General features: G+C 27.1%; 22 protein-coding genes. 17 read left to right on the top strand and 5 right to left on the bottom strand.

Annotation, left to right across the window (positions count from 1 at the left end; translation table 11 throughout):
* Nucleotides 1-46 precede the first annotated feature (46 nt).
* Nucleotides 47-586, bottom strand: coding sequence for a TetR/AcrR family transcriptional regulator (locus tag CKV87_RS11115; protein WP_012148073.1), 540 nt, complete (start codon nt 584-586; stop codon nt 47-49).
* A 108-nt stretch (nt 587-694) separates the two neighbouring features.
* On the opposite strand from CKV87_RS11115, the gene CKV87_RS11110 reads away from it, so the two are divergent.
* From CKV87_RS11110 to CKV87_RS11100, 3 genes are read left to right on the top strand one after another with little or no spacing between them, the layout of a single operon-like run.
* Nucleotides 695-1849: an efflux RND transporter periplasmic adaptor subunit gene (locus CKV87_RS11110; RefSeq protein ID WP_012148072.1), complete on the top strand. Its 1155-nt coding sequence runs from the start codon at nt 695-697 to the stop codon at nt 1847-1849.
* The gene (locus CKV87_RS11105; protein ID WP_012148071.1) at nt 1846-5013 is read left to right on the top strand and encodes an efflux RND transporter permease subunit; all 3168 of its coding nucleotides are present in this window, start codon (nt 1846-1848) and stop codon (nt 5011-5013) included. The genes CKV87_RS11110 and CKV87_RS11105 overlap by 4 nt, the downstream gene beginning before the upstream one ends.
* A complete protein-coding gene (locus CKV87_RS11100; protein ID WP_012148070.1) occupies nt 5006-6394 on the top strand; it encodes an efflux transporter outer membrane subunit in 1389 nt (462 codons plus the stop codon). The genes CKV87_RS11105 and CKV87_RS11100 overlap by 8 nt, the downstream gene beginning before the upstream one ends.
* A gap of 14 nt (nt 6395-6408) precedes the next feature.
* Here the strand turns inward: CKV87_RS11100 and nfo are convergent, their stop codons facing one another.
* Complete coding sequence (gene nfo / locus CKV87_RS11095) at nt 6409-7251, bottom strand: deoxyribonuclease IV (RefSeq protein ID WP_012148069.1); 843 nt, start codon at nt 7249-7251, stop codon at nt 6409-6411.
* Between the two features lie 205 nt (nt 7252-7456).
* Between nfo and CKV87_RS11090 the strand changes: the two genes are divergently transcribed.
* Nucleotides 7457-8659 (top strand): NAD(P)/FAD-dependent oxidoreductase, encoded by a 1203-nt coding sequence (locus CKV87_RS11090; protein WP_012148068.1) that lies wholly within the window; start codon nt 7457-7459, stop codon nt 8657-8659.
* A gap of 8 nt (nt 8660-8667) precedes the next feature.
* Here the strand turns inward: CKV87_RS11090 and CKV87_RS11085 are convergent, their stop codons facing one another.
* On the bottom strand, nt 8668-8943 hold the full coding sequence (locus CKV87_RS11085) for a hypothetical protein (protein WP_004511107.1): 276 nt from the start codon (nt 8941-8943) through the stop codon (nt 8668-8670).
* A gap of 184 nt (nt 8944-9127) precedes the next feature.
* Between CKV87_RS11085 and CKV87_RS11080 the strand changes: the two genes are divergently transcribed.
* The 7 genes from CKV87_RS11080 to mreC all read left to right on the top strand — a co-directional run bounded on the left by CKV87_RS11080 (nt 9128) and on the right by mreC (nt 15666).
* Entirely contained in the window at nt 9128-10201 is a 1074-nt protein-coding gene (locus CKV87_RS11080; protein WP_012148067.1) for an epoxyqueuosine reductase QueH, read from the top strand.
* The gene (gene lpxB, locus CKV87_RS11075) at nt 10198-11241 is read left to right on the top strand and encodes a lipid-A-disaccharide synthase (RefSeq protein ID WP_012148066.1); all 1044 of its coding nucleotides are present in this window, start codon (nt 10198-10200) and stop codon (nt 11239-11241) included. The genes CKV87_RS11080 and lpxB overlap by 4 nt, the downstream gene beginning before the upstream one ends.
* A gap of 97 nt (nt 11242-11338) precedes the next feature.
* Nucleotides 11339-11782: a 3-hydroxyacyl-ACP dehydratase FabZ gene (gene fabZ, locus CKV87_RS11070; RefSeq protein ID WP_012148065.1), complete on the top strand. Its 444-nt coding sequence runs from the start codon at nt 11339-11341 to the stop codon at nt 11780-11782.
* 9 nt (nt 11783-11791) lie between these two features.
* Complete coding sequence (gene lpxA / locus CKV87_RS11065) at nt 11792-12574, top strand: acyl-ACP--UDP-N-acetylglucosamine O-acyltransferase (RefSeq protein WP_012148064.1); 783 nt, start codon at nt 11792-11794, stop codon at nt 12572-12574.
* Nucleotides 12575-12584: 10 nt separating this feature from the next.
* A complete protein-coding gene (gene clpX, locus CKV87_RS11060; protein WP_012148063.1) occupies nt 12585-13808 on the top strand; it encodes an ATP-dependent Clp protease ATP-binding subunit ClpX in 1224 nt (407 codons plus the stop codon).
* A gap of 3 nt (nt 13809-13811) precedes the next feature.
* Nucleotides 13812-14855, top strand: a complete 1044-nt coding sequence (locus CKV87_RS11055; protein WP_004511099.1) for a rod shape-determining protein — start codon at nt 13812-13814, stop codon at nt 14853-14855.
* 4 nt (nt 14856-14859) lie between these two features.
* Nucleotides 14860-15666, top strand: coding sequence for a rod shape-determining protein MreC (gene mreC / locus CKV87_RS11050; RefSeq protein ID WP_012148062.1), 807 nt, complete (start codon nt 14860-14862; stop codon nt 15664-15666).
* Here the strand turns inward: mreC and ribE are convergent.
* Nucleotides 15660-16271: a riboflavin synthase gene (gene ribE / locus CKV87_RS11045; protein ID WP_012148061.1), complete on the bottom strand. Its 612-nt coding sequence runs from the start codon at nt 16269-16271 to the stop codon at nt 15660-15662. The two genes, mreC and ribE, sit on opposite strands and share 7 nt — an antisense overlap.
* A 144-nt stretch (nt 16272-16415) precedes the next feature.
* On the opposite strand from ribE, the gene mnmG reads away from it, so the two are divergent.
* The 3 genes from mnmG to CKV87_RS11025 all read left to right on the top strand — a co-directional run bounded on the left by mnmG (nt 16416) and on the right by CKV87_RS11025 (nt 20189).
* A complete protein-coding gene (mnmG, locus tag CKV87_RS11040) occupies nt 16416-18293 on the top strand; it encodes a tRNA uridine-5-carboxymethylaminomethyl(34) synthesis enzyme MnmG (RefSeq protein WP_012148060.1) in 1878 nt (625 codons plus the stop codon).
* A gap of 998 nt (nt 18294-19291) precedes the next feature.
* Nucleotides 19292-19480 (top strand): hypothetical protein, encoded by a 189-nt coding sequence (locus CKV87_RS11030; RefSeq protein ID WP_041645023.1) that lies wholly within the window; start codon nt 19292-19294, stop codon nt 19478-19480.
* 127 nt (nt 19481-19607) lie between these two features.
* Nucleotides 19608-20189: an NUDIX hydrolase gene (locus tag CKV87_RS11025; RefSeq protein ID WP_012148059.1), complete on the top strand. Its 582-nt coding sequence runs from the start codon at nt 19608-19610 to the stop codon at nt 20187-20189.
* 10 nt (nt 20190-20199) lie between these two features.
* Here the strand turns inward: CKV87_RS11025 and trmA are convergent, their stop codons facing one another.
* On the bottom strand, nt 20200-21327 hold the full coding sequence (gene trmA / locus CKV87_RS11020) for a tRNA (uridine(54)-C5)-methyltransferase TrmA (RefSeq protein WP_012148058.1): 1128 nt from the start codon (nt 21325-21327) through the stop codon (nt 20200-20202).
* Nucleotides 21328-21392: 65 nt separating this feature from the next.
* On the opposite strand from trmA, the gene CKV87_RS11015 reads away from it, so the two are divergent.
* Genes CKV87_RS11015 through glmU form a run of 3 tightly spaced genes read left to right on the top strand, consistent with a single transcriptional unit; the run spans nt 21393 to nt 26265 of the window.
* Nucleotides 21393-22985, top strand: a complete 1593-nt coding sequence (locus CKV87_RS11015; RefSeq protein WP_041645021.1) for a helicase-related protein — start codon at nt 21393-21395, stop codon at nt 22983-22985.
* Nucleotides 22986-23026: 41 nt separating this feature from the next.
* Nucleotides 23027-24964 (top strand): ankyrin repeat domain-containing protein, encoded by a 1938-nt coding sequence (locus CKV87_RS11010; RefSeq protein ID WP_012148056.1) that lies wholly within the window; start codon nt 23027-23029, stop codon nt 24962-24964.
* A 2-nt stretch (nt 24965-24966) separates the two neighbouring features.
* The gene (gene glmU / locus CKV87_RS11005; protein WP_012148055.1) at nt 24967-26265 is read left to right on the top strand and encodes a bifunctional UDP-N-acetylglucosamine diphosphorylase/glucosamine-1-phosphate N-acetyltransferase GlmU; all 1299 of its coding nucleotides are present in this window, start codon (nt 24967-24969) and stop codon (nt 26263-26265) included.
* The last annotated feature ends 1 nt before the right edge of the window (nt 26266 follow it).

The raw sequence follows: 26266 nt of genomic DNA, 5'->3' as shown, positions 1-26266 counted from the left end.
AAGTGTATTGAAAATGAACTTTATCGAAAAATCAATTAAGATAGCTTTATAACAGAAAAGTTTTTAAATCTTCAAAAATCTCTTTTTGTTCTTTAGGAGATATGTTTATATATTTTAAAGTCATTAATGTGAACATTGCTTCTGAAAATAAAAAAGCTAATCTTAATTTTTTACCTTCATCTGTATTTGTATCAATAGAATTTAAAGATGCACTATACCAATCTTGTAGTCCTTCAAAAACAAATTTTTCTTGTAAAAGAATAGTAATAATTTTAGATATTTTATCAAATTCTTCGTTGTCATTGTGTTTTGATATATATTCAATATGTGCTTTTAATTGAGAATATTTTGAATTGTCATCTTTTAATAAAATCTTTATTTGACGATTATAATCCTCTTCATTTTTTTCTAAAACGGCTTTTATCATTCCCTCTTTATTTCCAAAGATATATTGAACTCCACCTATTGAAATATTTGCTTTTGTAGCAACTTTTCTAATACTTAAGCCTGAAATCCCATCATTTAAGAGAATTTCTTCAATGATATTTATCAAATAATTTTTATCTATTTTATTTTTTGTACTCAAGTTATAACTCCTATATAATTGCATATTATTTAATTAAGATTTAATTTATCTTTAAATAGTATTCTGAGTATTAAATACATACGTATGTATTATTATAAAGGTTAAATAATGTCTTTTTACTTAAAAAAAATATTTTTATTTTTATTAGTTAGTTTATTTTTTGGGTGCAATAATGAGAATAATAATGATATTTCTTCTGAAATACAGCAGATTGAAGTAGGATATATAACACTAAAAAGTGAAGAAGTTCCATTACAACAAGAGTTATCAGGAAGAATAAAAGCTATTTATAAATCAGAAGTTAGACCTCAAATTGACGGAATCATAAAAGAGCAACTTTTTAAAGAAGGAAGTTTTGTAAAGAAAGGTGATATTTTATATGTAATTGATCCAGATTCATATCAAGCTATTTATGAAGAAGCTTTAGCAACATTAAAAAGTTCAGAAGCAAACTTGATTACACTAAAACTAAAAAATGAGAGATATGAAGAGTCTGTAAAGTTTGATGTTATATCTAAACAAGAAGCAGATGATGCCAAAGCTGCTTATTTACAAGCAATTGCTTTAGTTGAACAAAATAAAGCTTTAGTAAAAAGTGCCAAAATCAATTTAGATAGAACAAAAATAAAAGCACAAGTTTCAGGATTTATTGGAATATCAAATTATACTGTTGGATCATTAGTCTCTCAAAATCAAACAAATGCATTAACTACAATAAGAGATACAACTAAAGTTTATGTAGATCTAAGTCAGTCTAATAATCAATTATTTAAATTAAAAAGATTAAATAAAGATAGTATAAAAGAAAATGATATAGATGTAAATATTATTTTACCTGATGATACTGTATATAAACATACTGGAAAACTTAAACTTCAAGAAATATCAGTTGATGAAGATACGGGATATGTAACTTTAAGAGCAGAATTTCCAAATCCAGATGGAGAACTTTTGGATAATATGTTTGTAAATACAATAGTTGAAAGTGGTAAACAAAATGCCTTTTTAGTTCCTCAGCAAGCTGTTACTTTAGATGCAAAATCAAATTATATTGTTACAACTATTCAAAAAGATAATACGATACAAACAAAAAATATAACAGTAATAAGAGCAATAGATAATAAATGGCTTGTAACAGATGGTATTACTCAAACAGATAAAATTATAATTGAAGGCTTGGGTAAAATAAATGAAAAAAGTATTGTTATTCCAAAAGATGTTAATAATTTATATATAAATAGCTTAAAAGAAGAAATAAAATGATAGCTCGTTTTTTTATAAATCATCCTATTTTTGCTTGGGTTATATCATTGATTATAATGCTGTTAGGAATACTTTCTATAAAAAATTTAGCAGTAGAACAATATCCTGATATTGCTCCTCCAACTATTGAAATAAGGGCTACTTACTCAGGAGCAACAGCTAAGGCTATTGAAAATAGTATTACTCAAATTATAGAACAAGAGTTAAGAGGATTAGATGGTTTATTATATTTTTCTTCAACAAGTGGTTCAAGTACTTCAACAATAAATGTTGTATTTGAAAAAGGAATTGATCCTGATATTGCTCAAGTTCAAGTAAATAATAAAGTACAACAAATTTTACCAAGGCTTCCTGAAGATGTTAGAAAAGAAGGAGTTAGTGTTGTAAAAGCTCAAACTGACTATTTAATGATACTTTCTATTCATGATGAATTAGGAAAATCTAGCGAAAATGATATTTCAGATTATATGATTAGTAATTTAAAAGATGGACTTGCAAGAGTAGATGGTGTTGGAGGAGTTGAACTTTTTGGTGCAGAATATGCAATGAGAATTTGGCTAGACCCTAAAAAATTAAAATCATATAATTTAATGCCATCTGATATAAATAAAGAAGTTACAATACAAAATACTCAAGCATCAGGAGGAAGTATTGGAGCAAGACCACACTTAAATGGTCAAGAGTTAAATGCAGATGTTGTATCAAGAACAAAATTAGAGAATGTAAGAGAGTTCGAAAATATTGTTATAAAAAGTAATAATGCTGGATCTAATGTACTTTTATCTGATGTTGCAAAAGTAGAGATTGGAAGTCAAGATTATTCATTTATATCAAAATTAAATGGTTATCAAGCAAGTGGTATAGGTATAAAGTTATCATCTGGTGCAAATGCCATAGAAACAGCTAAAAAAGTTAAAGAGTACATATCTTCATTTGAGAGTTATTTGCCAAGTGGTTATAAAATTTCATATCCATATGATACAACTATTTTTGTCGAAGAATCTATAAAAGAAGTTGTAAAAACACTTTTTGAGGCAATATTTTTAGTAGTTATTGTGATGTTCGTTTTTTTAAATAGTTGGAGAGCAACTATAATTCCTGCTATTGCTGTACCTGTTGTATTGCTTGGAACATTTGCTATTTTAAATTTTTTAGGATTTTCTATAAACTCATTGACAATGTTTGCTATGGTATTATCCATCGGTTTATTAGTTGATGATGCTATTGTTGTAGTTGAAAATGTTGAAAGAAATATGAAAGAAAAAAATCTTTGTGCGAAAGAAGCAACTATTATTGCAATGAGTGAAATAACAAGTGCTTTGATTGGTGTTGCTACTGTTCTTTCGGTTGTATTTTTACCAATGATATTTTTTAGTGGTTCAACTGGAATTATATATAAACAATTCGCTGTTACAATTATATCTTCTATGTTATTGTCAGTTATTGTAGCAATTACTTTATCTCCTGCAATTTGTGCAACATTTTTAAAACCTCACAGTCCTAGTGAAAAACAAACAGGTCCTATTGTATGGTTCAATAATAAGTTTGATAGTTTGACAAGAAAATATAAAATGAGTATTTTTAATTTTATAAATAGACCTCTAAAATGGATGACTGCTTATATTGTAATAATAGCTGTAACGATTTTATTTTTCTTAAAGTTACCAACAGGATTTGTACCATCAGAAGACCAAGGTGATTTGATGATTCAATTTACTCTTCCAGTTGGAGCTAGTGCAACTCGTTCTGAAAATGTTGAAAAAATAATAAGAGATTATTTTTTAAAAGAGGAAAAAAACAATGTTAATTCAATATTTACTATTGTTGGATTTACATTTACTGGAAATGGACAAAATGGTGGTTTAGGTTTCATTGAGTTAAAAAATTGGAAAGAAAGAGCTGGTAAAGAAAATAAAGCAGATGAAATTGCTCAAAGAGCAATGATAGTTTTTTCTGATAGCAGTTCAGAATATTTTATTAGAGATGCAGAAGTTTATGTGATGAATCCATCTTCTATTCCAGGGCTTGGAAATTCAGATGGTTTTGAGTTTCAGTTGCAAGCTGGAGCAAAAATGTCAAGAGAAGAGTTACTTAAAGCAAAAGATTCTTTATTAGAAACACTAAAATCAAGTGAAATAATAGTTGGCGCAAGAGTTGAAGGAACAGAAGAAACACCTCAAATCAAACTTGATTATGATAAAAAGAAGATATATTCATTAGGTTTATCTTATGAAGATATTGATAATACATTAAGTTCTGCTTGGGCAGGAACTTATGTAAATGATTTTATTGATAGATCAAGAGTAAAAAGAGTTTATATACAAGCTGATGCACAATATAGAGCAAAACCAGAAGATTTATATTTATGGAATGTTAGAAATAAAGAAAATAAAATGGTCTCTTTTGAAGAATTTACTAAAATATCTTGGGAACCAGCTGAAAAATCACTGACAAGATATAATGGTTTAGCTTCATATTTATTTCAAGGACAAGCTGGTTATGGGATAAGTTCTGGAACTGCTATGGATGAAATGGAAAAGTTAGCTAAAGCTAATAATAAAGATACTAATTACTCTTGGAGTGGCTTATCTTATCAAGAAAAATTATCAGGGGGACAAGCAATTTATTTATATAGTTTATCTTTGATAGTGATATTTTTGTGTTTAGCTGCCTTATATGAAAGTTGGAGTATTCCAATATCTGTACTATTAGCTGTTCCATTAGGAATTATTGGCGCAGTTATAGCAGTTTATTTTAGGGAATTAAATAATGATGTATATTTTCAAGTTGCACTTTTAACCACAGTTGGTCTTGTATCTAAAAATGCAATTTTAATTGTAGAATTTATTGAAAATGCTTATAAAAATGGAAAACCATTAGTTAAATCCGCAATTCAAGGAGCAAGTTTAAGATTTAGACCAATAATTATGACTTCATTGGCTTTTATTGCTGGAGTTATTCCTTTAGCAATTTCAACTGGAGCTGGAGCAAATAGTAGAATTTCAATAGGTACTGGAATTATTGGAGGAACTCTAACAGCAACTATTTTAGCAATATTTTATGTGCCACTTTTATTTATTTTGATTAAAAAAATATTTGCAAATCAGAGTGAACAAGCGAAGCTTTCAAGGAAAAAAGAACAAAAAGGTATAAAAAATGTTTAAACTTTTATTTATATTAATAAGTATTTTTATCTTTTCAGGTTGTAGTTTAAAGCCAGAAATTGAATATAATGATTCAGTAATACCAACAGAACTAAAAAACAGTCTAGACAAAAATAGTAATTTAGAGTATATGCAACCAAATTGGGAAAATTTTGTAAAAAATGATAAATTAAAAGAATTGATTAAAATAGCACTTGAAAATAATAAAGACTTAAAAATAGCAATTTTAAATATAGAATCAGCAAGAGCTACTTATAGAGTAGAAAAGGCAAAATATTTCCCATCGATTGATGCAAAAGCAAGTAATACAAATGCAAGAGATGTTACATCTAACAATAATACAGAAACTTCTCGTACGTATTCTGCTAAATTTGGAGCTTCTTATGAACTTGATTTATTTGGAAAAACAAGAAGTTTAAATGATTCGGCATTAGAGAGTTATTTAGCTACAAAATATGCAGCAACTTCAACAAAAATTAGTTTGATATCAGAAATTATTAATACATGGAATACTCTTTCTTCAAATATTGAACATTTAAAAATATTAGAAGATAGTATTGCAAATTTAAAATTATCAACACAATTAACGCAAAAAAAATTTGATATGGGAATTATTTTAATTGATGATGTTCTTAGTTCAAAAACAAGTTTAAAAGAAGCAGAAGTTACTTTATTGAACTATAAAACAGTTGTTGAGAAAAATAAAAATATGTTAGAGTTATTAGTATCAACAACTATTCCTGAAAATTTATTACCAACTAGTTTTAAAGATACTGAAAATAGTTTGATGTTAATACAAGCTGGTATTTCATCAAAAGTTTTATATTCACGTCCTGATATTATACAAGCAGAATATAATTTAAAAGCAAAAAATGCAAATATAGGAGCAGCACGAGCTGCATTTTTCCCTTCAATTACTTTAACAGCTGATTATGGTTTAGCGAGTAACTCTTTGAGTTCATTATTTAGTGGAAATAATCAAACTGTATGGTCTTTTATTCCAAGTATAAATTTGCCTATTTTTAAAGGTGGAGAAAATATAGCAAATTTAGATTATGCAAATGCACAACAAAAAATAGCTCTTGCTCAATATGAAAAAACTATACAAACAGCATTTAAAGATGTATCTGATGCTTTGGTTGAAAGAGCAAATATAAATGAACAATTAAATGCACAAGAGGATTTAGTAAATACGGCAAAAAAAAGTTATGAAGTAGCATTAAACTCTTACAAATATGGGATAGGAAATTATTTAAATGTATTAATTTCACAAAAAAAGTTTTTTGACTCACAAAGAGCCTTAATAGATACAAAATTAAGTGATTTGATAAATAGGGTAAGTTTATATACTTCTTTGGGTGGCAATGAGAAAATAGATTAAATCTATTTTCTTTATTATTTAATAAAATTATATAAAGTTTTTATCTCTTCTGCCCAAATAGATTCATCAATTGTTTCTAAAACTAGAGGAATATCATTCATTCTTTTATCATTCATTATAAATTCAAAAGCATCCCAACCAATTTTTCCACAGCCTAAACTATCATGTCTATCAACACGACTACCAAGCTCTGGTTTTGAGTCATTTATATGCATTCCACTTAAGTATTTAAAGCCTACGATTTTTTCAAATTCATTCCAAGTTTTATCATAAGCTTCTCGTGTTCTAATATCATAACCAGCAGTGAACATATGACAGGTATCAATACATACTCCCACACGGCTTTTATCCTCGATTTTATCTATAATATAAGCTAAATGTTCAAATTTATATCCAAGATTACTTCCTTGACCTGCTGTATTTTCAATCACAAGTTTTACACCACTTGTTTTATCTATTACTCTATTCATTGATTCAGCAATATTATCTAAACACTCTTCTTCACTTATTTTTCGTAAATGACTTCCTGGATGAAAATTTAGTCTATCTAAAGCTAAAATTTCACATCTTTGTACTTCATCTAAAAAACTTTCAATAGATTTTTCTCTTGCATCACTATCTGGATGCCCTAAGTTTATCAAATACGAGTCATGAGGCAAAATATGTTTTGGTTCTATTTTTGATTTTTCTAACTCTTTAAACCATAAATCTATTGTTTTATTATCAAGTGCTTTTGCACTCCATTGTCTTTGGTTTTTTGTAAAAAGAGCAAAAGCTTTTGCTCCTATTTGAGTAGCATTTATTGGAGCATTAAAAACTCCACCACTTGCACTTACATGTGCTCCTATGTATTTCATTATAATTCCTATTATTTATGAGTTTATTTTTATAAATTTTTATTATCTTATTTAAAAGTAACATTTATAAACATTAGTAGATTTTTTCTTATACTTTTTTTAAGCTTTTATATTATCCTAAAATGGCTAAGTATAGAATTACTATTTAAAACAATACAAAAAATTTTATTGTACAAAATATATATTTACAAAAGGTCAATTTTATATGGAAAAGGTAGTAATTATTGGTGGTGGATATGCGGGAATTTACGCATTAAGAGAATTAATAAAAAATAAAAATATTAAAATAACTTTAATTGATAAACATACTTATCATAACTTGCAACCAGAAGTTTATGATTTAATAGCAAATAAATCTACGTTTGCTGATGTAACTATCGATTTAACAACTTTATGCAGAGGATTTAATCATAATTATTTAGAGTTTAAAAATCTAAAAGTGAGAAAAATAGACCAACGTGCAAAAAAGATTTACACAGAAGAACAAGAAATAGTTGAATTTGATTATTTGATTATGGCAGCAGGAACAAGAACTTTTTTCCCTCCAACTATTCCAGGTCTTAATAACGCAGATGATATAAAAAAACTTCATAGAGCAATCACTTTTAAACAAAGTTTTGAAAGACAACTTTTTGAAAAAATAAAAAATGAAGCAAAAGAGTGTGCAGATACACATATTGTAGTTGTAGGAGCTGGACTTTCAGGAGTTGAAATAGCAGCTGAAATGGCATATTATTCAAATAAATTTTTCAAAAGAGGAAATTTTAGTTGTGATAATCTAAAAATTTCTTTGATTAGTAGTTCTGTTTCTATTCTTCCTGGATTAAAACAAGAGTTAATAAATATTTCACAAGAAAGATTGAAAAACTTGGGAATAAATATTATTACAAATACAAAACTTCAAAAAGTTGAAGATGGATATTGCTATTTCTCAAATGGAACAAAAGTAAGCCACTCTTTTGTAATTTTTACAGGAGGAGTTGAAGCTTCAACAATAACTTCAGAATTAGAAGATGTTTCGAAAAATGCAAAAGGTCAAATTGTAGTAAATGAATTTATGCAAACTGATAAATATGAAAATATTTTTGCTATTGGTGATATGGCTGAGGTTAGAAATTTAAAAGGTGAGATTATGCCTCCAAATGTAACAATTGCAAGAATTAGCGGTACAAATGCTGGAAGAAATGTTTTAAATATGATTGCAAATAAATCTTTAGAAAAATGTGATCCAAAACTTGATGGGATTTTAATTGCCCTTGGTGGACAATACGCAGCTGGTGATATTTATGGGATATTAACAGTTAAAGGAAGATTGGCTTATGAGATTAAAAAATATGTATTTAGTTCTTATCGAGCACCACTTATAAAATTGATTAAAAAAGGTTATGCAAAACTTAGAAGACTCTAGGTTTTACATCAATCCCTTAATATTTTTATTAAAATATCATTTGTTTTATCTCTAAAAACAACCTCTTTTTCATTTCTTTCAAATAACTCTTTTAAGAAATTATCAGGATAAGTAGCTGATAAATTTTCTTTATTAAATGTTTTTAAATCTTGACATTTAAAAGTACTTCTACAAACTTTATCATCATATATTTTCATATCTAAAATAGCAGTTCCTGCACTAAAAACTTGAACTTGTGTGTAATCATTGTATTTGAAAATAAACCCTTTATCATAAAACTTCATTTGTGGAGTTTTAAATAAAATAGTAGCACTTGAAGTAAGTTGCGGCTCATTTGTACTAAAACAACCTGTAAATAAAAATATAGAAATAATTGTAATATATAAACTTTTGATAGCTAATCCTTTGTTTTAAAACTTTTGACTATAATTATAACTAAAATAAAAATATATTTAAAAGGAAAATTTTTTGTTAGTACATATTTGTTGTGCAGTTGATAGTCACTATTTTTTAGAAAAAATACAAGAAGAATTTCCCGATGAAAAATTAGTTGGTTACTTTTATGACCCTAATATTCATCCTTATAGTGAATATAGACTTAGATATTTAGATGTAGAATACTCATGTAAAAAGTTAGGAATTCCATTACTTGAAGGTCCATATAACCTTGAAGAGTGGTTAAAAAAAGTAAAAGGGATGGAACATCTTCCTGAAAAAGGTGATAGATGTACTGTTTGTTATGATGATCGACTTGATGTTAGTGTTCAAAAAGCAATAGAACTTGGACATGATAAATTTACAACTTCGCTTTTAATTTCTCCAAAAAAATCTCAAGAAAAATTAGAAAAAATTGGTGAGAAATTGACACAAGAAACTGGTGTAGATTTTATATTTAGAGATTATAGAAGTGGAAATGGTGGAGTTGTTCAAGGAGAACGTGTAAAGGAAAACTCTTTATATAGACAAAATTATTGTGGTTGTCTGTTTGGATTAAGTGCTCAAAGAGAGATTCAAAAAAAGATTATGGATGAGATGTTTAATCCAATTTCAAATCAAATAATGCCTGAATCAATAGAAGAAAGACTTGAACTTTATCAAAGAAGAAACGATTTAGAAGATTCAGGAGAAAAGTATAAACTTATAAAACAGAGATTTTTAAACTATAGACTTTTAAGTGGTAAAGTAAGTGTTGCAAAAAAAGTTGTTCCTTCATATATTATGTGTTATTCAACTTTAAGCAAAAAAGCTACAAATGGAAGAGTAGAATATGAAAAAGATGGAATAAATTATCTAAATCGTGATGAAGTAAAAATAATCGATATTCAAACTTTTAATTCACTTTCAAATAGCAATTTTAAAAATGTTTTAGAACTTTTATACAAACCTTTAAGTTTTCAAAAAGAGTTAGAAATTAGAAACAAAATAGTTAAAAATTCATATGATTTAAGTAGTGTAATAGTTCTTGATGAAATCATTGATGAAAAATATGAGATAGAAATAGATTCACAAACTTACGAAGATATAAAGGAAGAAATCATATGAAACTATTAGTTTGTGCTATGGAAACTTCATCAAATATTCATTTAAAAGAGCTAAAAAAATATTTAGATGATGATATTGAACTTATTGGAGTTTTTGATAAAGAACTTGGAAATCCACTTTATGATTTGACAACTCTAGCAATTATGGGATTTGTTGATGCTTTAAAAAAATTAAGATTTTTTTTCCGTCTTCGTGATGAGTTAGTTGAACTTGCTTGTGATTGTGATAAAGTCTTATTGATGGATAGCTCAGGTTTTAATCTTCCTTTGGCAAAAAAATTAAGAGAAACTTATCCTAACAAAGAAATAATCTATTATATTCTACCTCAAGCTTGGGCTTGGAAAAAAGGAAGAGTGAAAAAACTTGAAGCTTATTGTTCAAAACTTTGCTCAATCATTCCTTTTGAGAGTGAAATTTATAATGATAAAAATAAAATCACTTATGTAGGACATCCGCTTTTAGATGAAATAAAGGAGTTCAAAACAACATTTATAGAAACAAATAAAATAGCCTTTATGCCAGGAAGTAGAAAAACAGAAATTACAAATTTACTTCCTATTTTCAAAGAGTTAGTCAAAAAAATCCCAAATAAAGAGTATATTCTGATAATTCCATCAAAATTTGATGATGAATATATCAAAAAGATTTATGGAGATATTAATGAATTTTCAATTTCAAGAAATGCACATGAAAGTTTATTAGAAGCGGAATATGCTTTTATTTGTAGTGGAACAGCAACTTTAGAAGCTGCACTTATTGGAACACCATTTACTCTTTCATACATTGCAAAAAGATTTGATTTTTTTATAGGTAAATTATTTGTAAAACTAAATTTTGTTGGACTTGCAAATATATTTTTTGAAAAAATGGGTAAAGAGCCACTACATAGTGAATTCTTACAAGAAAACGTTACTGTAGAGAATCTATTTAATGATTATAATACTCTCAATAAAGAACAGTTTTTCAACAATTCTAAACTCTTAAGAGAGTATTTAAAAAATGGAAGCTCACAAAATATGGCGCAGATTATAAAAAACTAATACTTTTTTAGATATAATAGCTACCATTTTAATAAAATATAGTTAAATAATAATATAGTTCTTTATTAGTAAGAACAATTGAAAAAGGAATTATTGTATGTTAGATATTATGCAAATTCAAGAGATTCTACCTCATAGATACCCGTTACTACTTGTGGATAGAATTACAGATATGGAAGTAAAAAAATCTATTAAAGGTTATAAAAATATTTCTATTTCAGAACCAGCTTTTCAAGGACATTTCCCTGGACATCCAATTTATCCTGGTGTTTTAATTTTAGAAGGAATGGCTCAATGTGGTGGTGTTTTAGCTCTAAAAAGTTCTGATTTAACAGACGAAGAGATGAAAGAAAAAGTAATTTATTTTATGAGTATTGATAATGCAAAATTTAGAAATCCAGTTCGTCCTGGAGATAGATTAGATTATGAATTAACAGCGGTTAAAATGAAAAGTACATTGATGGTACTTGAAGGAAAAGCTTATGTTGATGGGAAACTTACAGCAGAAGCCGAATTTAAAGCTATGATAGTAGATAAATAGGCTAAATAAATGAACAATATTCACAAAACAGCAATAATTGAAGAAGGTGCAATTTTAGGTGATAATATCACTATTGGTGCATTTACAATTATTGGTAAAAATGTAAAAATTGGTGATGGAACAATAATTGATTCTCATACACTAATTGATGGTAAAACAACTATTGGTAAAAATAATCACATTTTTTCTCATGCAAGTATCGGAACAATTCCTCAAGATTTAAAATTCAATGGTGAAGATGTTGAATTAATTATTGGGGATAATAATAAAATCAGAGAATATACTTTATTTAATCCAGGAACAATTGGTGGAGGAAGTGTAACAAAAATTGGAAGTAATAACTTATTTATGGGTTATGTTCATGTTGCACATGATTGTATAATTGGAGATAATTGTATTTTTGCAAATGGTGCAACTTTAGCTGGTCATGTTGAGTGTGATGATTTTGTAGTTGTTGGTGGATTAACTCCTATTCATCAATTTTGTAAAATTGGAACTCAAGTAATGATTGGAGGAGCAAGTGCTGTTGCTCAAGATATACCACCATTTTGTTTAGCAGAAGGAAATAAAGCAGTTCTTAGAGGCTTAAATCTAACAGGGCTTAGAAGAAGATTTGATAATAGAGAAGATATTGATGCTATAAAACATGCCTATAGAGAACTTTTTGAAGTAGGAAAACCTTTACAAGATGTAGCACGTGAACTACTTGATAATGATAAAAATAAATATGTAAAAGAATTAGCTAGTTTTGTATTAAATACAAAAAGAGGAATTCCTTTTAATAGAAAGTAGATAATAAAAAATGAGTAAATTAATATGTGATTTTTGTGGAGCAACAGATACAAAAGATAATCCAGTAATTACTGGTGATAATGCTTGTATATGTAAATCTTGCGTAAATGCAGCTCACGATATAATGAATGGTAATATTATTACTGAGAATGATAAAAAAGACGAAGAGTTAAAAGAGATAAAAATAAAGACTCCACAAGAACTAAAAAATATTTTAGATGAATATGTAATTGGTCAAGAAAGAGCAAAAAAAGTTTTATCTGTTGCTGTTTATAATCATTATAAAAGAATCTTTAGACAAAAAGAGATTAATGATGATATTGAATTAAATAAATCAAATGTTTTATTAATCGGACCAACAGGTTCTGGAAAAACTCTTTTAGCACAAACTATTTCAAAATATTTAGATGTTCCTTTAGCAATTGCAGATGCTACAAGTTTAACTGAAGCTGGTTATGTTGGTGATGATGTTGAAAATGTAGTAACAAGACTTGTTCAAGCTGCAAATGGCGATATAAAAAAAGCTGAACGAGGAATAATTTTTATTGACGAAGTTGATAAAATTGCAAGAATGAGTGAAAATAGAAGTATCACTAGAGATGTATCTGGAGAAGGTGTTCAACAAGCACTTCTTAAAATAGTTGAAGGTGCTGTTGTAAATGTACCACCAAAAGGTGGAAGAAAACATCCAGGACAAGAAGCTCTTCAAGTTGATACAACAAATATTTTATTTATTTGTGGTGGTGCTTTTGATGGACTTGAAGATATTATTAAGAAAAAACAAGGTGCTAATGTTCTTGGATTTAATCAAGATAAAAAATCAAAAAACAACGAAGATAAAATCATATCTAAAGTAGAAACTGATGATTTAGTAAAATATGGACTTATTCCAGAATTGATTGGAAGATTACATATGATTGCTACTTTAAATGAAATAACACAAGATGATATGGTTCATATTTTAACTGAACCTAAAAATGCTCTAATCAAACAATATGTTAAACTTTTTGAGTTAGATAATGTAGTTTTAGAATTTGAAAAAGATGCTTTAAAAGAGTTGGCAAAACTTGCAATTGTTAGAAAAACAGGAGCAAGAGGATTAAGGTCAATTTTAGAGGACATTATGCTTGATATTATGTTTGATCTTCCAAAATATAAAAATAAAACAGTAGTAATTACAAAAGAAGTTGTTGAAAAAACTCAAGAACCAAAAATAGTAAATAACAAAGGATAGAAAATGATTTTAGATAAAATAATAGGTCTTTTTTCAAATGATATGGCAATAGATTTAGGAACAGCAAATACGATAGTTTCAATAAAAGGAAAAGGTATCATTATAAATGAACCATCAGTAGTTGCAGTACAAACTGATAGACAAGGTAAAGATAGAATCTTAGCAGTAGGACAAGAAGCAAAAAGAATGATAGGAAAAACTCCTTTAAATATTCAAGCAGTTCGTCCTATGCAAGATGGAGTTATTGCAGACTTTGAAATGACTGAAAGAATGATTAGATATTTTATTGAAAAAGCGCATTCAAGAAAATCTTTTGTTAGACCAAGAGTAATTATCTGTATCCCTTATGGAATCACTCAAGTTGAGAAAAAAGCAGTTGAAGAATCAGCAATGAGCGCAGGAGCTAGAGAGGTATTTTTAGTTGAAGAGCCAATGGCAGCAGCAATTGGTGCAGGAATTCCAGTTTCTGATCCTGCTGGTTATGTAGTAGTTGACATCGGTGGAGGAACAACTGAGATTGGAGTTACTTCTTTAGGTGGACTTGTTTTATGCAAATCAATTAAAGTTGCTGGAGATAAAATAGATAGATCAATAGTTGAGTATGTAAGACAAAATTATAATCTATTTATTGGAGAAAGAGCAGCTGAAACTATAAAAATTGAGATTGGAACAGCAGTTAAACTTGATACTGAATTAAAAATGAAAGTAAAAGGAAGAGATCACTCTGGATTCTTATCTACTATTGAACTTGGAAGTGAAGGTGTTAGAATCGCTATAAAAGAACCTTTAAAAGAGATAGCTTCAGCTATTAGAAGTGTTTTAGAAAATATGCCACCAGATTTAGCAGGAGATATTGTTGATAATGGAATTATTATAACTGGTGGTGGAGCTTTAATTAGAGGAATTGATACGTATTTAGCAGAAATTGTAAAAATTCCAGTAAAAATTGCAGATGAGCCTTTATTATCAGTAGCTTATGGAACAAGTCAAGTTCTTGACGAACCAGAGTTATTAAAAGTAATAAACGATATGAAAAACTCTCAATAATTAAATGAAACATCTTTTATTTATTTTTCTTTTTGTGGCTTTAAGTTTATCTTACCTTTTCGAGGTAGATGAACTTTTGGTTAAACATTTTACATTTTTTTCAAATCTAAAAAGTATGTATGTTGAAAAATATATCGAAGCTTCTGAATTTTTCAAAAAACATCTTGAACATGAAAAAAAGATTAAAGAACTTGAAACACAAAATTTAGAATTAAAAGAGTACAAAATTCTTTATAATACTGTAGAAACTCAACTTAATACTTTAAAAGAGTTTTTAATTCATGTAGAAATCCCAGAAGTTAAACCACAAATTGAATTAGTAAAAGTTTTATCTTATGTTGATTTTAATGATTTTACGAGAGTTTGGTTGGATAAAACTCCTCAAGATGAAAAAATTTTGGGTTTAATTTCTGAAAATTTTGCAGCAGGAATAGCAGTAAATAGAAATGGAAAATCAGTTGGATTATTAAATGGTAATAAAGATTGTACTTATGCTGTATTTGTAGGAGAAGCAAGAAGTCCAGGAATTGTTACAACTGCTGGAGCAGGTACTGATGAATTAAAAGTTAAATTTATTCCAATTTGGTCTGATATAAATATAGGTGATGAAGTTATAACTTCAGGAATGGATAATATCTTTTTTGAAGGATTAAAAGTTGGAAAAGTTTTGGAAGTATCTGAACAAGCTAATATGAAAGTAGCAACGATTAAACCTTATGTAAATGCCTTGAAAAAGAAATATTTTTATATATATAATGACAATTATCAACAAGAGCAATTAATAATGCAAAGTCATCAAAAGATTCAATAACTAGCCATTATTCTATCAACATCTCCCCAAGAAAGATTATCTTTTTTATTTTTAAACATATTATAAATATATCTTGCAAACATATCTGTTTCAAGATTTACTTTTGTTCCTATTTTATAGTTTTTAAAAAGAGTATTTTCTATCGTATGAGGAATAATAGTAAGTCTAAATTCATCTTTTAAAACTTCATTTACTGTAAGTGAAACTCCATCTATTGTGACACTTCCTTTTGGAATGATATATTTCGAGTACTCTTTTGGTAAACTAATAAAAAAATCAGTTGAATTTCCATTTTGTTTTATTGTTTTTACTGTGCCTAAACAATCTACGTGACCTTGAACAATATGACCTTCAAATCTATCTCCCATCATCATAGCTGGTTCGATATGAACTTCATTTTTGTAGTTTTCCATTGCTAGGATTTTTTGAGATTCAGGTGAAAGTTCAACTGTAAAAGTTTCATTTGTAATTTTTACAACTGTTAAACAAGCTCCATTGATTGCAATAGAATCTCCAATTTTTGGATGGTATTTTGCTTTTAAAGTTAAAAAATTGTTTTTAAAACTAACAACTTTTGCCATCTCTCTTATAAGTCCTGTAAACACTTAAAAAACCTTTTTTCAAATTTTAGATATAATATCGAAAAATTGTTAAGAAGCTAATTTTAACTTACTTAAATAAAATCTTATAAAGAAACAGTTGATTTATAAAAAATTCAAACAAATTTTCTCTTATTCAAAAGGAATAAAATGAATTATGATGTAATTGTTGTAGGTGGTGGACATGCTGGAATTGAAGCATCACTTGCAAGTGCAAGAATGGGCAAAAAAACTCTATTAATTACGATGTTAGTAGAGCAAATAGGAGCAGCAAGTTGTAACCCTGCAATTGGAGGTTTAGCAAAAGGTCATTTAGTTAGAGAACTTGATGCTATCGGTGGAGAAATGGGGCTTTGTACTGATAATACAGGAATTCAATTTAGAATTTTAAATGCTTCTAAAGGAGCAGCTGTTCAAGGAAGTCGAGCTCAAATTGATATGGATAAATATAGAGAATATATGAGAAAAGTTTGTCATAATACTCCTAATTTAGAAGTTTATCAAGATGAAGTTACTGCACTTTTAGTAAAAAATGATAATGAAGTTTGTGGAGTAAAAACAAAATTAACTGAAGAATTTATTGCAAAAAAAGTTGTTTTAACAACAGGTACATTTATGAGAGGACTTGTTCATATAGGTGAAAATAAATATGAAGCTGGTCGTGCTTGGGAATTACCTTCAACAACTTTATCAACTCAACTAAAAGAGTTAGGTTTAAGAGTTGGAAGATTAAAAACAGGAACACCTTCTCGTCTTGATGCAAACTCTATTGATTTTTCAGTAATGGATATGCACGGAGGTGATGTAAATCCTGCTCCGTTTTCATTTAGAACTAATAAGTCAGATTTTGCTCCAACACAATTTCCATGTTATATAACTTATACGAATGAAAAAACTCACGAAATAATATCTTCAAATTTTTATAGAGCACCACTTTTTACAGGTCAGATTGAGGGATTGGGACCTAGATATTGTCCAAGTATTGAAGATAAAGTGAATAGATTTGCTGAGCGTGATAGACATCAATTATTCTTAGAACCACAAACTGCAATGTGTACAGAATACTATATAAATGGTATGTCAAGTTCTCTTCCAATTGATGTACAAAAAGCTATGATTCATTCTGTAAAAGGATTGGAAAATGCAAAAATTATTAGATATGGATATGCTATTGAATATGATTATGTTGATCCAACTGAATTAAAACATACTCTTGAAACTAAAAAAATTAAAAATTTATATCATGCAGGGCAAATCAATGCTACAACAGGTTATGAAGAAGCAGCAGCTCAAGGGTTAATTGCTGGAATAAATGCCTGTTTATCAATAGATGAAAAAGAGCCTTTTATTCTTAGACGTGATGAAGCTTATATTGGAGTTTTAATCGACGATTTAGTAACAAAAGGTACAAATGAACCATATAGAATGTTTACAAGTAGGGCTGAATATAGACTTCTTTTGAGAGAAGAAAATGCTGATTTAAGATTAAGTCAATATGGACACAAGTTTGGTTTGATAGATGATGAAACTATAAAAAAAGTTGAAAACAAAAGAAAAACCATTGAAGAAGCTATTGAATTTATGGCAAATGAATGGATGACTTCTAAAAAAGAGACTTTAGAACTTCTTGAAAGTATTGGTGAAGAGAAAATCAATGACAGAGTTTTACTTGTAGATTTGATTGGAAGAAATAGTATTGATATTTTCAAATTTGAAAAACTTGTTCCAAGTTTTGCACACCTTGATAATTATTTAAAAGAACAGATAATTATTGAAGCGAAATATTATAGATATATTCAAAAACAACAAAAACAAATAGAAAAAATGAAAAAAATGTTAAAAGCAACTATTCCTGAAAGTTTTAGTTATAAAGGACTTCCTGGTCTTTCAAATGAAGTTGTAGAAAAGCTTGAAAAACATAGACCACCTACGATTTTTAATGCTAGCCTCATATCGGGTGTTACACCTGCAGCTTTAGATATTATACATTTGAACTTAAATATATTTGTCACAAATACTAAAAAATGAGAATGGACATTAAAAAGTGATAATATGTACATTAAAATTTGATAATGAAAGTTTAATCTAACTATGGCAACTAAGAAAAGTATCATTTCAGAGTTTATGAAAAATAATCCTGATGATATTTTTCAGTTCTTATTTCCCCTTAAAATAGTACTTGATGAAGTAATTTATAAATTTTATTGTTTTTGGCAATCATTTAAAAAAAGATTTTTTGTAGTATGAATTTTTTGTATATATTTGGATATTTAACTCTTTTTTTAATTTTGATATATATTTTTTTTAAGGTATATCAAAAAAGTGGGATTTTCAGAGTTTTTAAGAAAAATGAAGAAATTAGTAATAGATTAAACTCTGATAAAAGATTTCTGTTTAGATTATCTATCCTTTATTCAATAAGTATTTCATTGTTCTTTTTAGGGACTATTTTAATTTTTAGTTTAGATACAGTCCATGTAGTAGAAAATTGGGAATTGCTAAAAGTTAGTTTTAAAATCTCAAGTGTATTTATTTTTATATATCTTCTTACTATATTATATTTAATTGGTATTTTTTCATCAATAATTAAAGTATTATTTGGATTAATTTTATTTAGTTATTTGGGATTAATATTTATTTTCTCAAGTATAATAAATCATATAAATTATAAATATGATATATCTAAGCCAATATCTTTTTCTGTTTAAATTTTACAAAAGAATAAAAATTCTGCTGGAAAAGGACCAATAACTTATTATTTATATGTAAACAATTATAAAAACTATAAAGTAGAAAAATTACAAGTATCAAGCAAAATATATAATAGCTTTGATGATTTCTCTTTTGTTACAATCGGAATAAAGAATGGTTTTCTAGGTTTTGAATATATAAATAGCATAAGAAATGTTACAGAAGATGAAGAAAAAGAATTAAAAACAAAATTAGAAAAAAACAAAAGTTTAGTTGATATAAGTGAAAAAACAAAAGAACGAGTAATATTAAATAGTACATATGAACGTGCTGAAATGTGGCTTGAAAGAAAAAATTGCTCTAAAGCATTATCATTTCTTAATCACACAATAGATTATAATTTTTATAAATCATTGAAAAAATTAAGTGATATGTATGCACATGGTGATTGTGTTGAAAAAAGTCAAAAAGAATCAGAATATTGGTATAAAAGATACAATGAGAGTTTAAGTAAGTCAAGGTAATAATCCAGAAGATATATTAATGATATTAATTTTAGTTATTTTATTAATTAATATATCTTATGGCATAATCCAACTACCTTATTATAAATATTAAATAAAGTATAAATTAAAAAGAAATGATTATTAAATGAATTATGTTGTAGGCATCGTAACTGATGGAAGTAAAATTTTATTATTAAGAAAAAACAATCCTGATTGGCAAAAAGGCTTATATAATGGAGTTGGTGGAAAAGTTGATTTAGATGAAACACCATTAGAAGCCATAATAAGAGAGTGCCAAAAAGAAGTAGGATTGGAAATCTCAAATTGGAGTGAGATAGAAACAATTCCTTTACAAAGTGGAGTAGATTTAACATATTTTTTTGCAGTTATTGAAGAAGAAGAGCTAAAAAAGGCTCAAGGATTAGAAGATGAAAGAGTAGAATTTTTTGATATAAATAATCTTCCTAAGAATATTTTAAAAGATTTAAAAGAGCAAATAGATAAGATATTTTTAAAAATTGAATCAAAAAGTCATAAAAAAATAAAAAGAATTGCTGCATATGTATCAATAGTAATGGTAGTTTTTCTTTTATCTTTGATGATAATAGGAAAAGTTGCTAAAGGAAATTATTTATATTTTCTTGTAAAAGAAAAAGCTGAAGAAGATATAGATAAAAAAGCTAAATTCAAAAAAGGTTTTTATGAAAGAATGGGAATTACTGAGTAAAATTAAAAGATTAATCTTTTAATTTTCTTAAGATTACACCACTTTCTATGTGATTTGTAAATGCAAATTGGTCAAATAAAGCAAACTTTTCAATCTCATGAGTTTTAGTTAGTTCTTCCAAATCTCTATGTAAAGTTTCAGGATTACATGAAATATATATTATATTTTCAAAATCTTTTGCTAAATTTCTAGTTGTATCATCAAGTCCAGATCTTGGTGGATCCATAAAAATAGTATCAAACTCATAATCATCAAGATTTATATCTTTTAGTCTATTAAAAGCTCGCACTTTATTTAAAGCTTGTACAAAATCCTCTGCACTCATTCTAATAAAACTTATACTTTCTATTTTATTTAAAGAACAATTTCTTAAAGCTGATTTTATAGATGTTTTAGAAATCTCTGTTGCTAAAACTTTTCTAAATTTTGTTGAAAGTGGAATAGTGAAATTCCCACCACCACAGTATAATTCACATAAATCTTTTGATGAATTTTTTGTATTTTCTAAAACCCATTCAATCATTTGAACATTTACATTTGTATTTGGTTGAGTAAATCCATTTTCTTCATAAGCAAAAAAGAAATTTTGATTTGAAATATTTAAAGTTTCATTTATATAATCATTTGTTAAAACAAGTCTTTGTTTTTTACTTCTTCCAATGATTTTAATATTTAATTTTTTTTCAATCTCTTTTGCTTTTTGTATCCAAGATTCTTCTAACTTTTTGTGATAAATCAAAGTTACAAGCATATCTTTTGTACTACTTCCTAAAAATTCAACAGCAAATAGTTTAAAAGATAGTTCTAAATCATTTTGAAGTTCATCTATTAGTTTTGGCATAAGTTCTTTTATATGAAAACTTACCATCTCACATGAATTTATTTTTAAAATATTTTTTTTAAAGTCATTCATTGCATATGATAAAATCTCTTTATTATTTTCGCCTTTTTCCCACCAAATTCTAAATTCAGCTCGATTTCTAAAGTTTGATTCATTACTTTTTATGATGTCAAAATCTATATTTGTAAAATTTGAGAATCTTTCTTTTTCTCTTTGTATTTTATAGTTTAATTGTTCTTCATAAGTTTTATCAAAAAGAGTACAAGATGCGCAAATTCCAAAATAGTTACAGTTCATTAAATTAGATTCCCCTAAATTTTTTGTTTAATCTAGTATTATATTCTATTGTATATAATACGCCTATGAAAGAAAATTGGCAAGAACAACTACAAACCTTATTAAAGTGCGATTTAAAAACACTTTATCCTTTAGCAAGAAGCATAAATAGAAAATTAGAATTTTATGTAGGTCCTACAAATAGTGGAAAAACATACAACGCAATGCAAAAATTGAAAGAAGCAAATAGTGGATTATATTTAGCACCTTTGCGACTTTTGGCTCTTGAAGGATATGAAGATTTAAAAGAATCAAAAATAAATGCTTCTTTAATAACAGGAGAAGAACAAATTTTAGATATTGAAGCTTCTCATGTTTGTTCAACGATTGAAATGTTAGATTTTGATTTAGATGTTGATGTTGCTGTTATTGATGAAGTTCAAATGCTTGAAGATGATGATAGAGGTTGGGCTTGGGTAAATGCAATTATAGGATGTCCTGCAAAAAAAATCATTATGACAGGAAGCGTAAATGCTCTTGATGCAGTTAAAAAAATAGCTGCTTATTTAGATGAAGATTTAGAAGTTATAAAACATACTAGAAAAAATGAATTAAAAATTCTTGACAAATGGACTTCTTTGGAAAAATTAGAAGATGGAACAGCTTTGATAGCTTTTTCAAGAAGTGATGTTTTAAAACTCAAACAAAGACTTCAAAAAAAATACGCTGTTTCAGTTATTTATGGAAATTTATCTCCTGAAGTTAGACGTGATGAAGCAAAAAGATTTAGAGAGAAAAAGAGTCAAATCTTAATAGCAACAGATGCAATTGCAATGGGTTTAAATCTTCCAATTAAAACAATTTTATTTACAACTGATACAAAATTTGACGGAGTTAGTAGAAGAAAAATAACAGTTAATGAAATAGTTCAAATAGCAGGACGTGCAGGACGATTTGGACATTTTGAAGCTGGATATTTAGGTGCAACAAGAAGAGATATTTTAGCTTATATAAAAGAGGAATTTGAATCTTCAATAAAAACAATAAAACCACCTTTTAAAGTAAAAATAAATAACAATCAATTAGAAGCACTTTCAAGTCATATAAAAACAAATTCATTGACAAAGATTTTGAAATTTTTTGCAGACAATATGTCTTTTAATGGACCTTTTGTAGCTGCAAATATCTCTTCTATGATAGAAGCAGCAAGAATAGTTGATAATAAAAATGGTTTGAGTTTAGAAGAAAAATATCTTTTAGCTCAAGCTCCAATTACTACAAAATCAACTATTATTTTACAAGCATATGATTCATATATTGCAAGTGTGATAAAAAAAAGAGTAAATCACTATAAACCTTCAATTACTTTACCTAAAAAGGCAATTACTCAAAAAGATTTACTTTTAGTTGAAGATGAGGTAAAAAAAATCTCTTTATATCTTTGGCTTTCATATAAACTTCCAGAGCTTTTCCCTGACCATGACAAAGCATATATTTTAAGAAACTCTTTTAACAGTTTTATTGAAAAATCTTTAAAAGGAAATTTAGTTGAAGAGAGTGGTTTTGAAAAAGATTTTCATAAAAAAAGATTTCCAAAAACAAATAAAGAGAAAGACGAAAAAAGAAGCAATAAATCAAGAAGACAAAAACAATTTAATAAAAAATTAGCTAAAATCTAAAATTTATTAGGATTTATAATTAATTATAAGGATATTTTATAGTGTTTAAATTTTTCAAAGTTGATGAAGAAGATTTTTACAATGAGCTTTTTTCTGACAAAATAGACCTTAAAAAAATCCAAAGATACATAGATAAAGGCATAGATATAAATAAAAAAGATGAAAAAGGTAGAAATATCCTTTTTTCATTAGTAGTAAAAAAAAGATTTGAATCTATAAAAATATTGTTAAAAAATGGTATTGAAGCAAATATAGAAGATAAAGATGGGAAAACAGTCTTAGGTGAAGCAGTAGAAAAAGCTGATCCTATGACAGTTAGATTTTTACTTGAAAATGGTTTTGATATAAATAGAAAAAATAGTCAAGGAAGAACTATTTTACAAGAATCTGTTCTTTTAGGTGGATATAAAATATTCCAGTTACTAACAAAGTATGAGCCAGATTTTAATTCAAAAGATAATACTGGAAAAACTATTTTATTTGATGCCATTGAGAGTGAAAATATAGATATTATCAATGATGTTTTAGAAAATATCGAAGATTTTAATATATTAGATGAAAATGGACAAACAGCTCTTTTTAAAGCAGTTTTAAAAGATGATATAAATATCGCATTAAATCTTTTATCAAAAAATATCAATGTAAATATAGTAGATAAAAATGGACAAAATGTACTTTTTTATGCCATCTTAAAAGGTGCTAGAAATATACCAATTATAGAAAAACTAATTGATAAACGTATTGATATAAATATAGTAGATAAAAATTATAAAAATATAATTGATGAACTTTTAAATATCGTAAATATACAAAAAAATGAACTGAAATTTGAAGATAAAAGATATGAGCTAATCAATCCAAAAAATGATTATTTAGCTCTTGCTCTTTTATTTATAAAAAATGGATTAAAAGTTGATACAGTTGATGCTGATGGAAAAACAACTTTACAAAAAGAGATTGAAAATAAAAATTTTGCAAATGTTGAATTTTTAATAGATTGTGGAGCTGATTTAAATATAGTTGATGAATATAATAGGAATTTATTTCATATTGAAACATTAAAGGGTTATTCAAACTATAAAATGATGGATTTATTGGTTGCAAAAGGTGCAAACATTGATTCAAGAGATTTAGATGAAAAAACTGTAGTTGACAATGTTGTAGAATTGATTGCTATTACAAGAGGATTTAAAAAATCAAATCCAACATTAGCACCATATATAAATGAAAAAGAGAGATATGATATTTTACTAAAAAAAGTTTTATCATATAAGCCAAATTTAGAAGCTAAAAGATTAGATGGGAAAAATATTTTATTTGATTTGGTTATGTATAATGATTATGAAACTTTAGAAATTATTGTAAATCACGGTATAAATCTGAATCTAACAGATAAAGAAAATAAAACTGCTTTAATGTGTATGGTTGAAGAGGGATTAAAAATAACTGAAAAGTTAGATAAAGCTTACTTTATAAAAAGATTGGTGAATTTCTTAAGATATAGAGTAGATGTTGATATTCAAGATAATAATGGAAGAACAGTAATTCATAATGCTGTAATTGCCGATGATTTATTGGTAGTTGAAAAACTTTTGACAAAAAAAGCAAATCTATCTTTAAAAGATAATTACGGAAGAACAGCACTTCATCACACACAATGGAAAGGAAACTATCAAATTGCAAGATGGTTGATCGCTTCAGGTGCTGATATGAACCAACCAGATAATAGTGGTTTTAATATATTAAATTATGCAACAATTTTAGGACACATAAAATTGGTTGTGACATTGGTAAATTCTGGAGTTTTGATGTATAACAAAAATCCAAAAAATAAAAAAGTTGCAGAATTTTTCAAAAGTAAAGAGAAAAATTTAGATAAGTTATTAACAAGTGAAATAAGCGATTATAAAATGAAAAATGCTCTAATAGAAGTAATTCAAAACTTAAAAAAAGAGCTAAATGAAGCAGTAAAAGGTTAAAAATGGGTAAAAAGTCAATTATTATTTTAGCAGCAGGAGCAGGTACTAGAATGAAATCTGATACTCCAAAAGTATTACATAAGATTTCTGGTAAACCTATGCTTTATTACTCTATAAAAGAGGCTTTAAAATTGAGTGATGATATAACAGTTGTTTTATATCATCAGTTTGAAAAAGTAAAAGCAGAAATTGAAAAATATTTTTCAAATATAAATTTTGTAATTCAAGACCATAAAAACTATCCAGGAACTGGTGGAGCTGTTATGGGAATCACTCCAAAGTATGAAAAAGTTTTAGTTCTAAATGGTGATATGCCTTTAATTCAAGCAAATGAATTGGAAAAATTTGAAATAAATGCGACTATTGTAATGTCAGTTTTAGAGCTAGAAAGTGCTGATGGTTATGGAAGAGTAATAATTGAAAATGGAAATGTTAAAAAAATTGTTGAACAAAAAGATGCTTCAGAAGATGAACTAAAAATCACAACTGCAAATGCTGGAATTTATCAGTTTGAAACAAAATTTTTACTTGAAAACTTACCAAAATTAGATAATAACAATGCTCAAAAAGAGTATTACATCACTGATTTAGTTGAAATGGCAATTAGTCAAGGAAAAGTTTTAAAACCTTTAGTTGTAAATGAAGAGAATTTTAAAGGTGTTAATTCAAAAGTTGAATTAGCAGATGCTGAGGTAATTCACCAAAATAGAATCAAAAAAGAGTTTATGAAAGCTGGAGTAATTATGAGATTGCCTGATACTATTTACATCGAAGAGGGTGTTGAAATTGAGGGTGAAAGTATCATAGAAAATGGTGTAAGTTTACTTGGAAATGCAAAAATTATAAATTCTCATATTAAAACAAATTCAGTTGTTGAAGATTCAATCGTAAAAGATAGTGATGTTGGACCAATGGGACGAGTAAGACCAGGAAGTGAGTTAACAAATACTCATATTGGAAACTTTGTAGAAACAAAAAAAGCTAAATTAACGGGTGTAAAAGCAGGGCATTTATCATATCTTGGAGATTGTTCAATAGATGAAGGAACAAACATAGGATGTGGGACAATTACTTGTAATTATGATGGAGTTAATAAACATCAAACAATTATAGGAAAAAATGTTTTTGTTGGAAGTGATACACAATTTGTTGCACCTGTAAATATTGAAGATGATGTTTTAATAGGAGCTGGTTCAACTGTAACTGGAAATGTTAAAAAAGGTGAATTGTATCTTACACGAGCAAAAGCAAAAACTATTGATGGTTTCTTTTACAAACATTTTTCAAGTAAAAAGAAATAAA

Origin of the sequence: Aliarcobacter butzleri, from assembly GCF_900187115.1 — a bacterium.
GTDB classification, from domain to species: Bacteria; Campylobacterota; Campylobacteria; order Campylobacterales; family Arcobacteraceae; genus Aliarcobacter; species Aliarcobacter butzleri.
Note: the sequence above shows the minus strand (reverse complement) of the source record. Positions and strands in the feature narration are given on the sequence as shown.

What these genes read in the sequence shown, in the direction of transcription:
- CKV87_RS11110 (WP_012148072.1), top strand. Translation starts at nt 695, where the DNA reads ATGTCTTTTTACTTAAAAAAAATATTTTTATTTTTATTAGTTAGTTTA.
- CKV87_RS11105 (WP_012148071.1), top strand. Translation starts at nt 1,846, where the DNA reads ATGATAGCTCGTTTTTTTATAAATCATCCTATTTTTGCTTGGGTTATA.
- CKV87_RS11100 (WP_012148070.1), top strand. Translation starts at nt 5,006, where the DNA reads ATGTTTAAACTTTTATTTATATTAATAAGTATTTTTATCTTTTCAGGT.
- nfo (WP_012148069.1), bottom strand. Translation starts at nt 7,251, where the DNA reads ATGAAATACATAGGAGCACATGTAAGTGCAAGTGGTGGAGTTTTTAAT.
- CKV87_RS11090 (WP_012148068.1), top strand. Translation starts at nt 7,457, where the DNA reads ATGGAAAAGGTAGTAATTATTGGTGGTGGATATGCGGGAATTTACGCA.
- CKV87_RS11085 (WP_004511107.1), bottom strand. Translation starts at nt 8,943, where the DNA reads ATGAAGTTTTATGATAAAGGGTTTATTTTCAAATACAATGATTACACA.
- lpxB (WP_012148066.1), top strand. Translation starts at nt 10,198, where the DNA reads ATGAAACTATTAGTTTGTGCTATGGAAACTTCATCAAATATTCATTTA.
- fabZ (WP_012148065.1), top strand. Translation starts at nt 11,339, where the DNA reads ATGTTAGATATTATGCAAATTCAAGAGATTCTACCTCATAGATACCCG.
- lpxA (WP_012148064.1), top strand. Translation starts at nt 11,792, where the DNA reads ATGAACAATATTCACAAAACAGCAATAATTGAAGAAGGTGCAATTTTA.
- clpX (WP_012148063.1), top strand. Translation starts at nt 12,585, where the DNA reads ATGAGTAAATTAATATGTGATTTTTGTGGAGCAACAGATACAAAAGAT.
- CKV87_RS11055 (WP_004511099.1), top strand. Translation starts at nt 13,812, where the DNA reads ATGATTTTAGATAAAATAATAGGTCTTTTTTCAAATGATATGGCAATA.
- mreC (WP_012148062.1), top strand. Translation starts at nt 14,860, where the DNA reads ATGAAACATCTTTTATTTATTTTTCTTTTTGTGGCTTTAAGTTTATCT.
- mnmG (WP_012148060.1), top strand. Translation starts at nt 16,416, where the DNA reads ATGAATTATGATGTAATTGTTGTAGGTGGTGGACATGCTGGAATTGAA.
- CKV87_RS11030 (WP_041645023.1), top strand. Translation starts at nt 19,292, where the DNA reads ATGTGGCTTGAAAGAAAAAATTGCTCTAAAGCATTATCATTTCTTAAT.
- CKV87_RS11025 (WP_012148059.1), top strand. Translation starts at nt 19,608, where the DNA reads ATGAATTATGTTGTAGGCATCGTAACTGATGGAAGTAAAATTTTATTA.
- trmA (WP_012148058.1), bottom strand. Translation starts at nt 21,327, where the DNA reads ATGAACTGTAACTATTTTGGAATTTGCGCATCTTGTACTCTTTTTGAT.
- CKV87_RS11015 (WP_041645021.1), top strand. Translation starts at nt 21,393, where the DNA reads ATGAAAGAAAATTGGCAAGAACAACTACAAACCTTATTAAAGTGCGAT.
- glmU (WP_012148055.1), top strand. Translation starts at nt 24,967, where the DNA reads ATGGGTAAAAAGTCAATTATTATTTTAGCAGCAGGAGCAGGTACTAGA.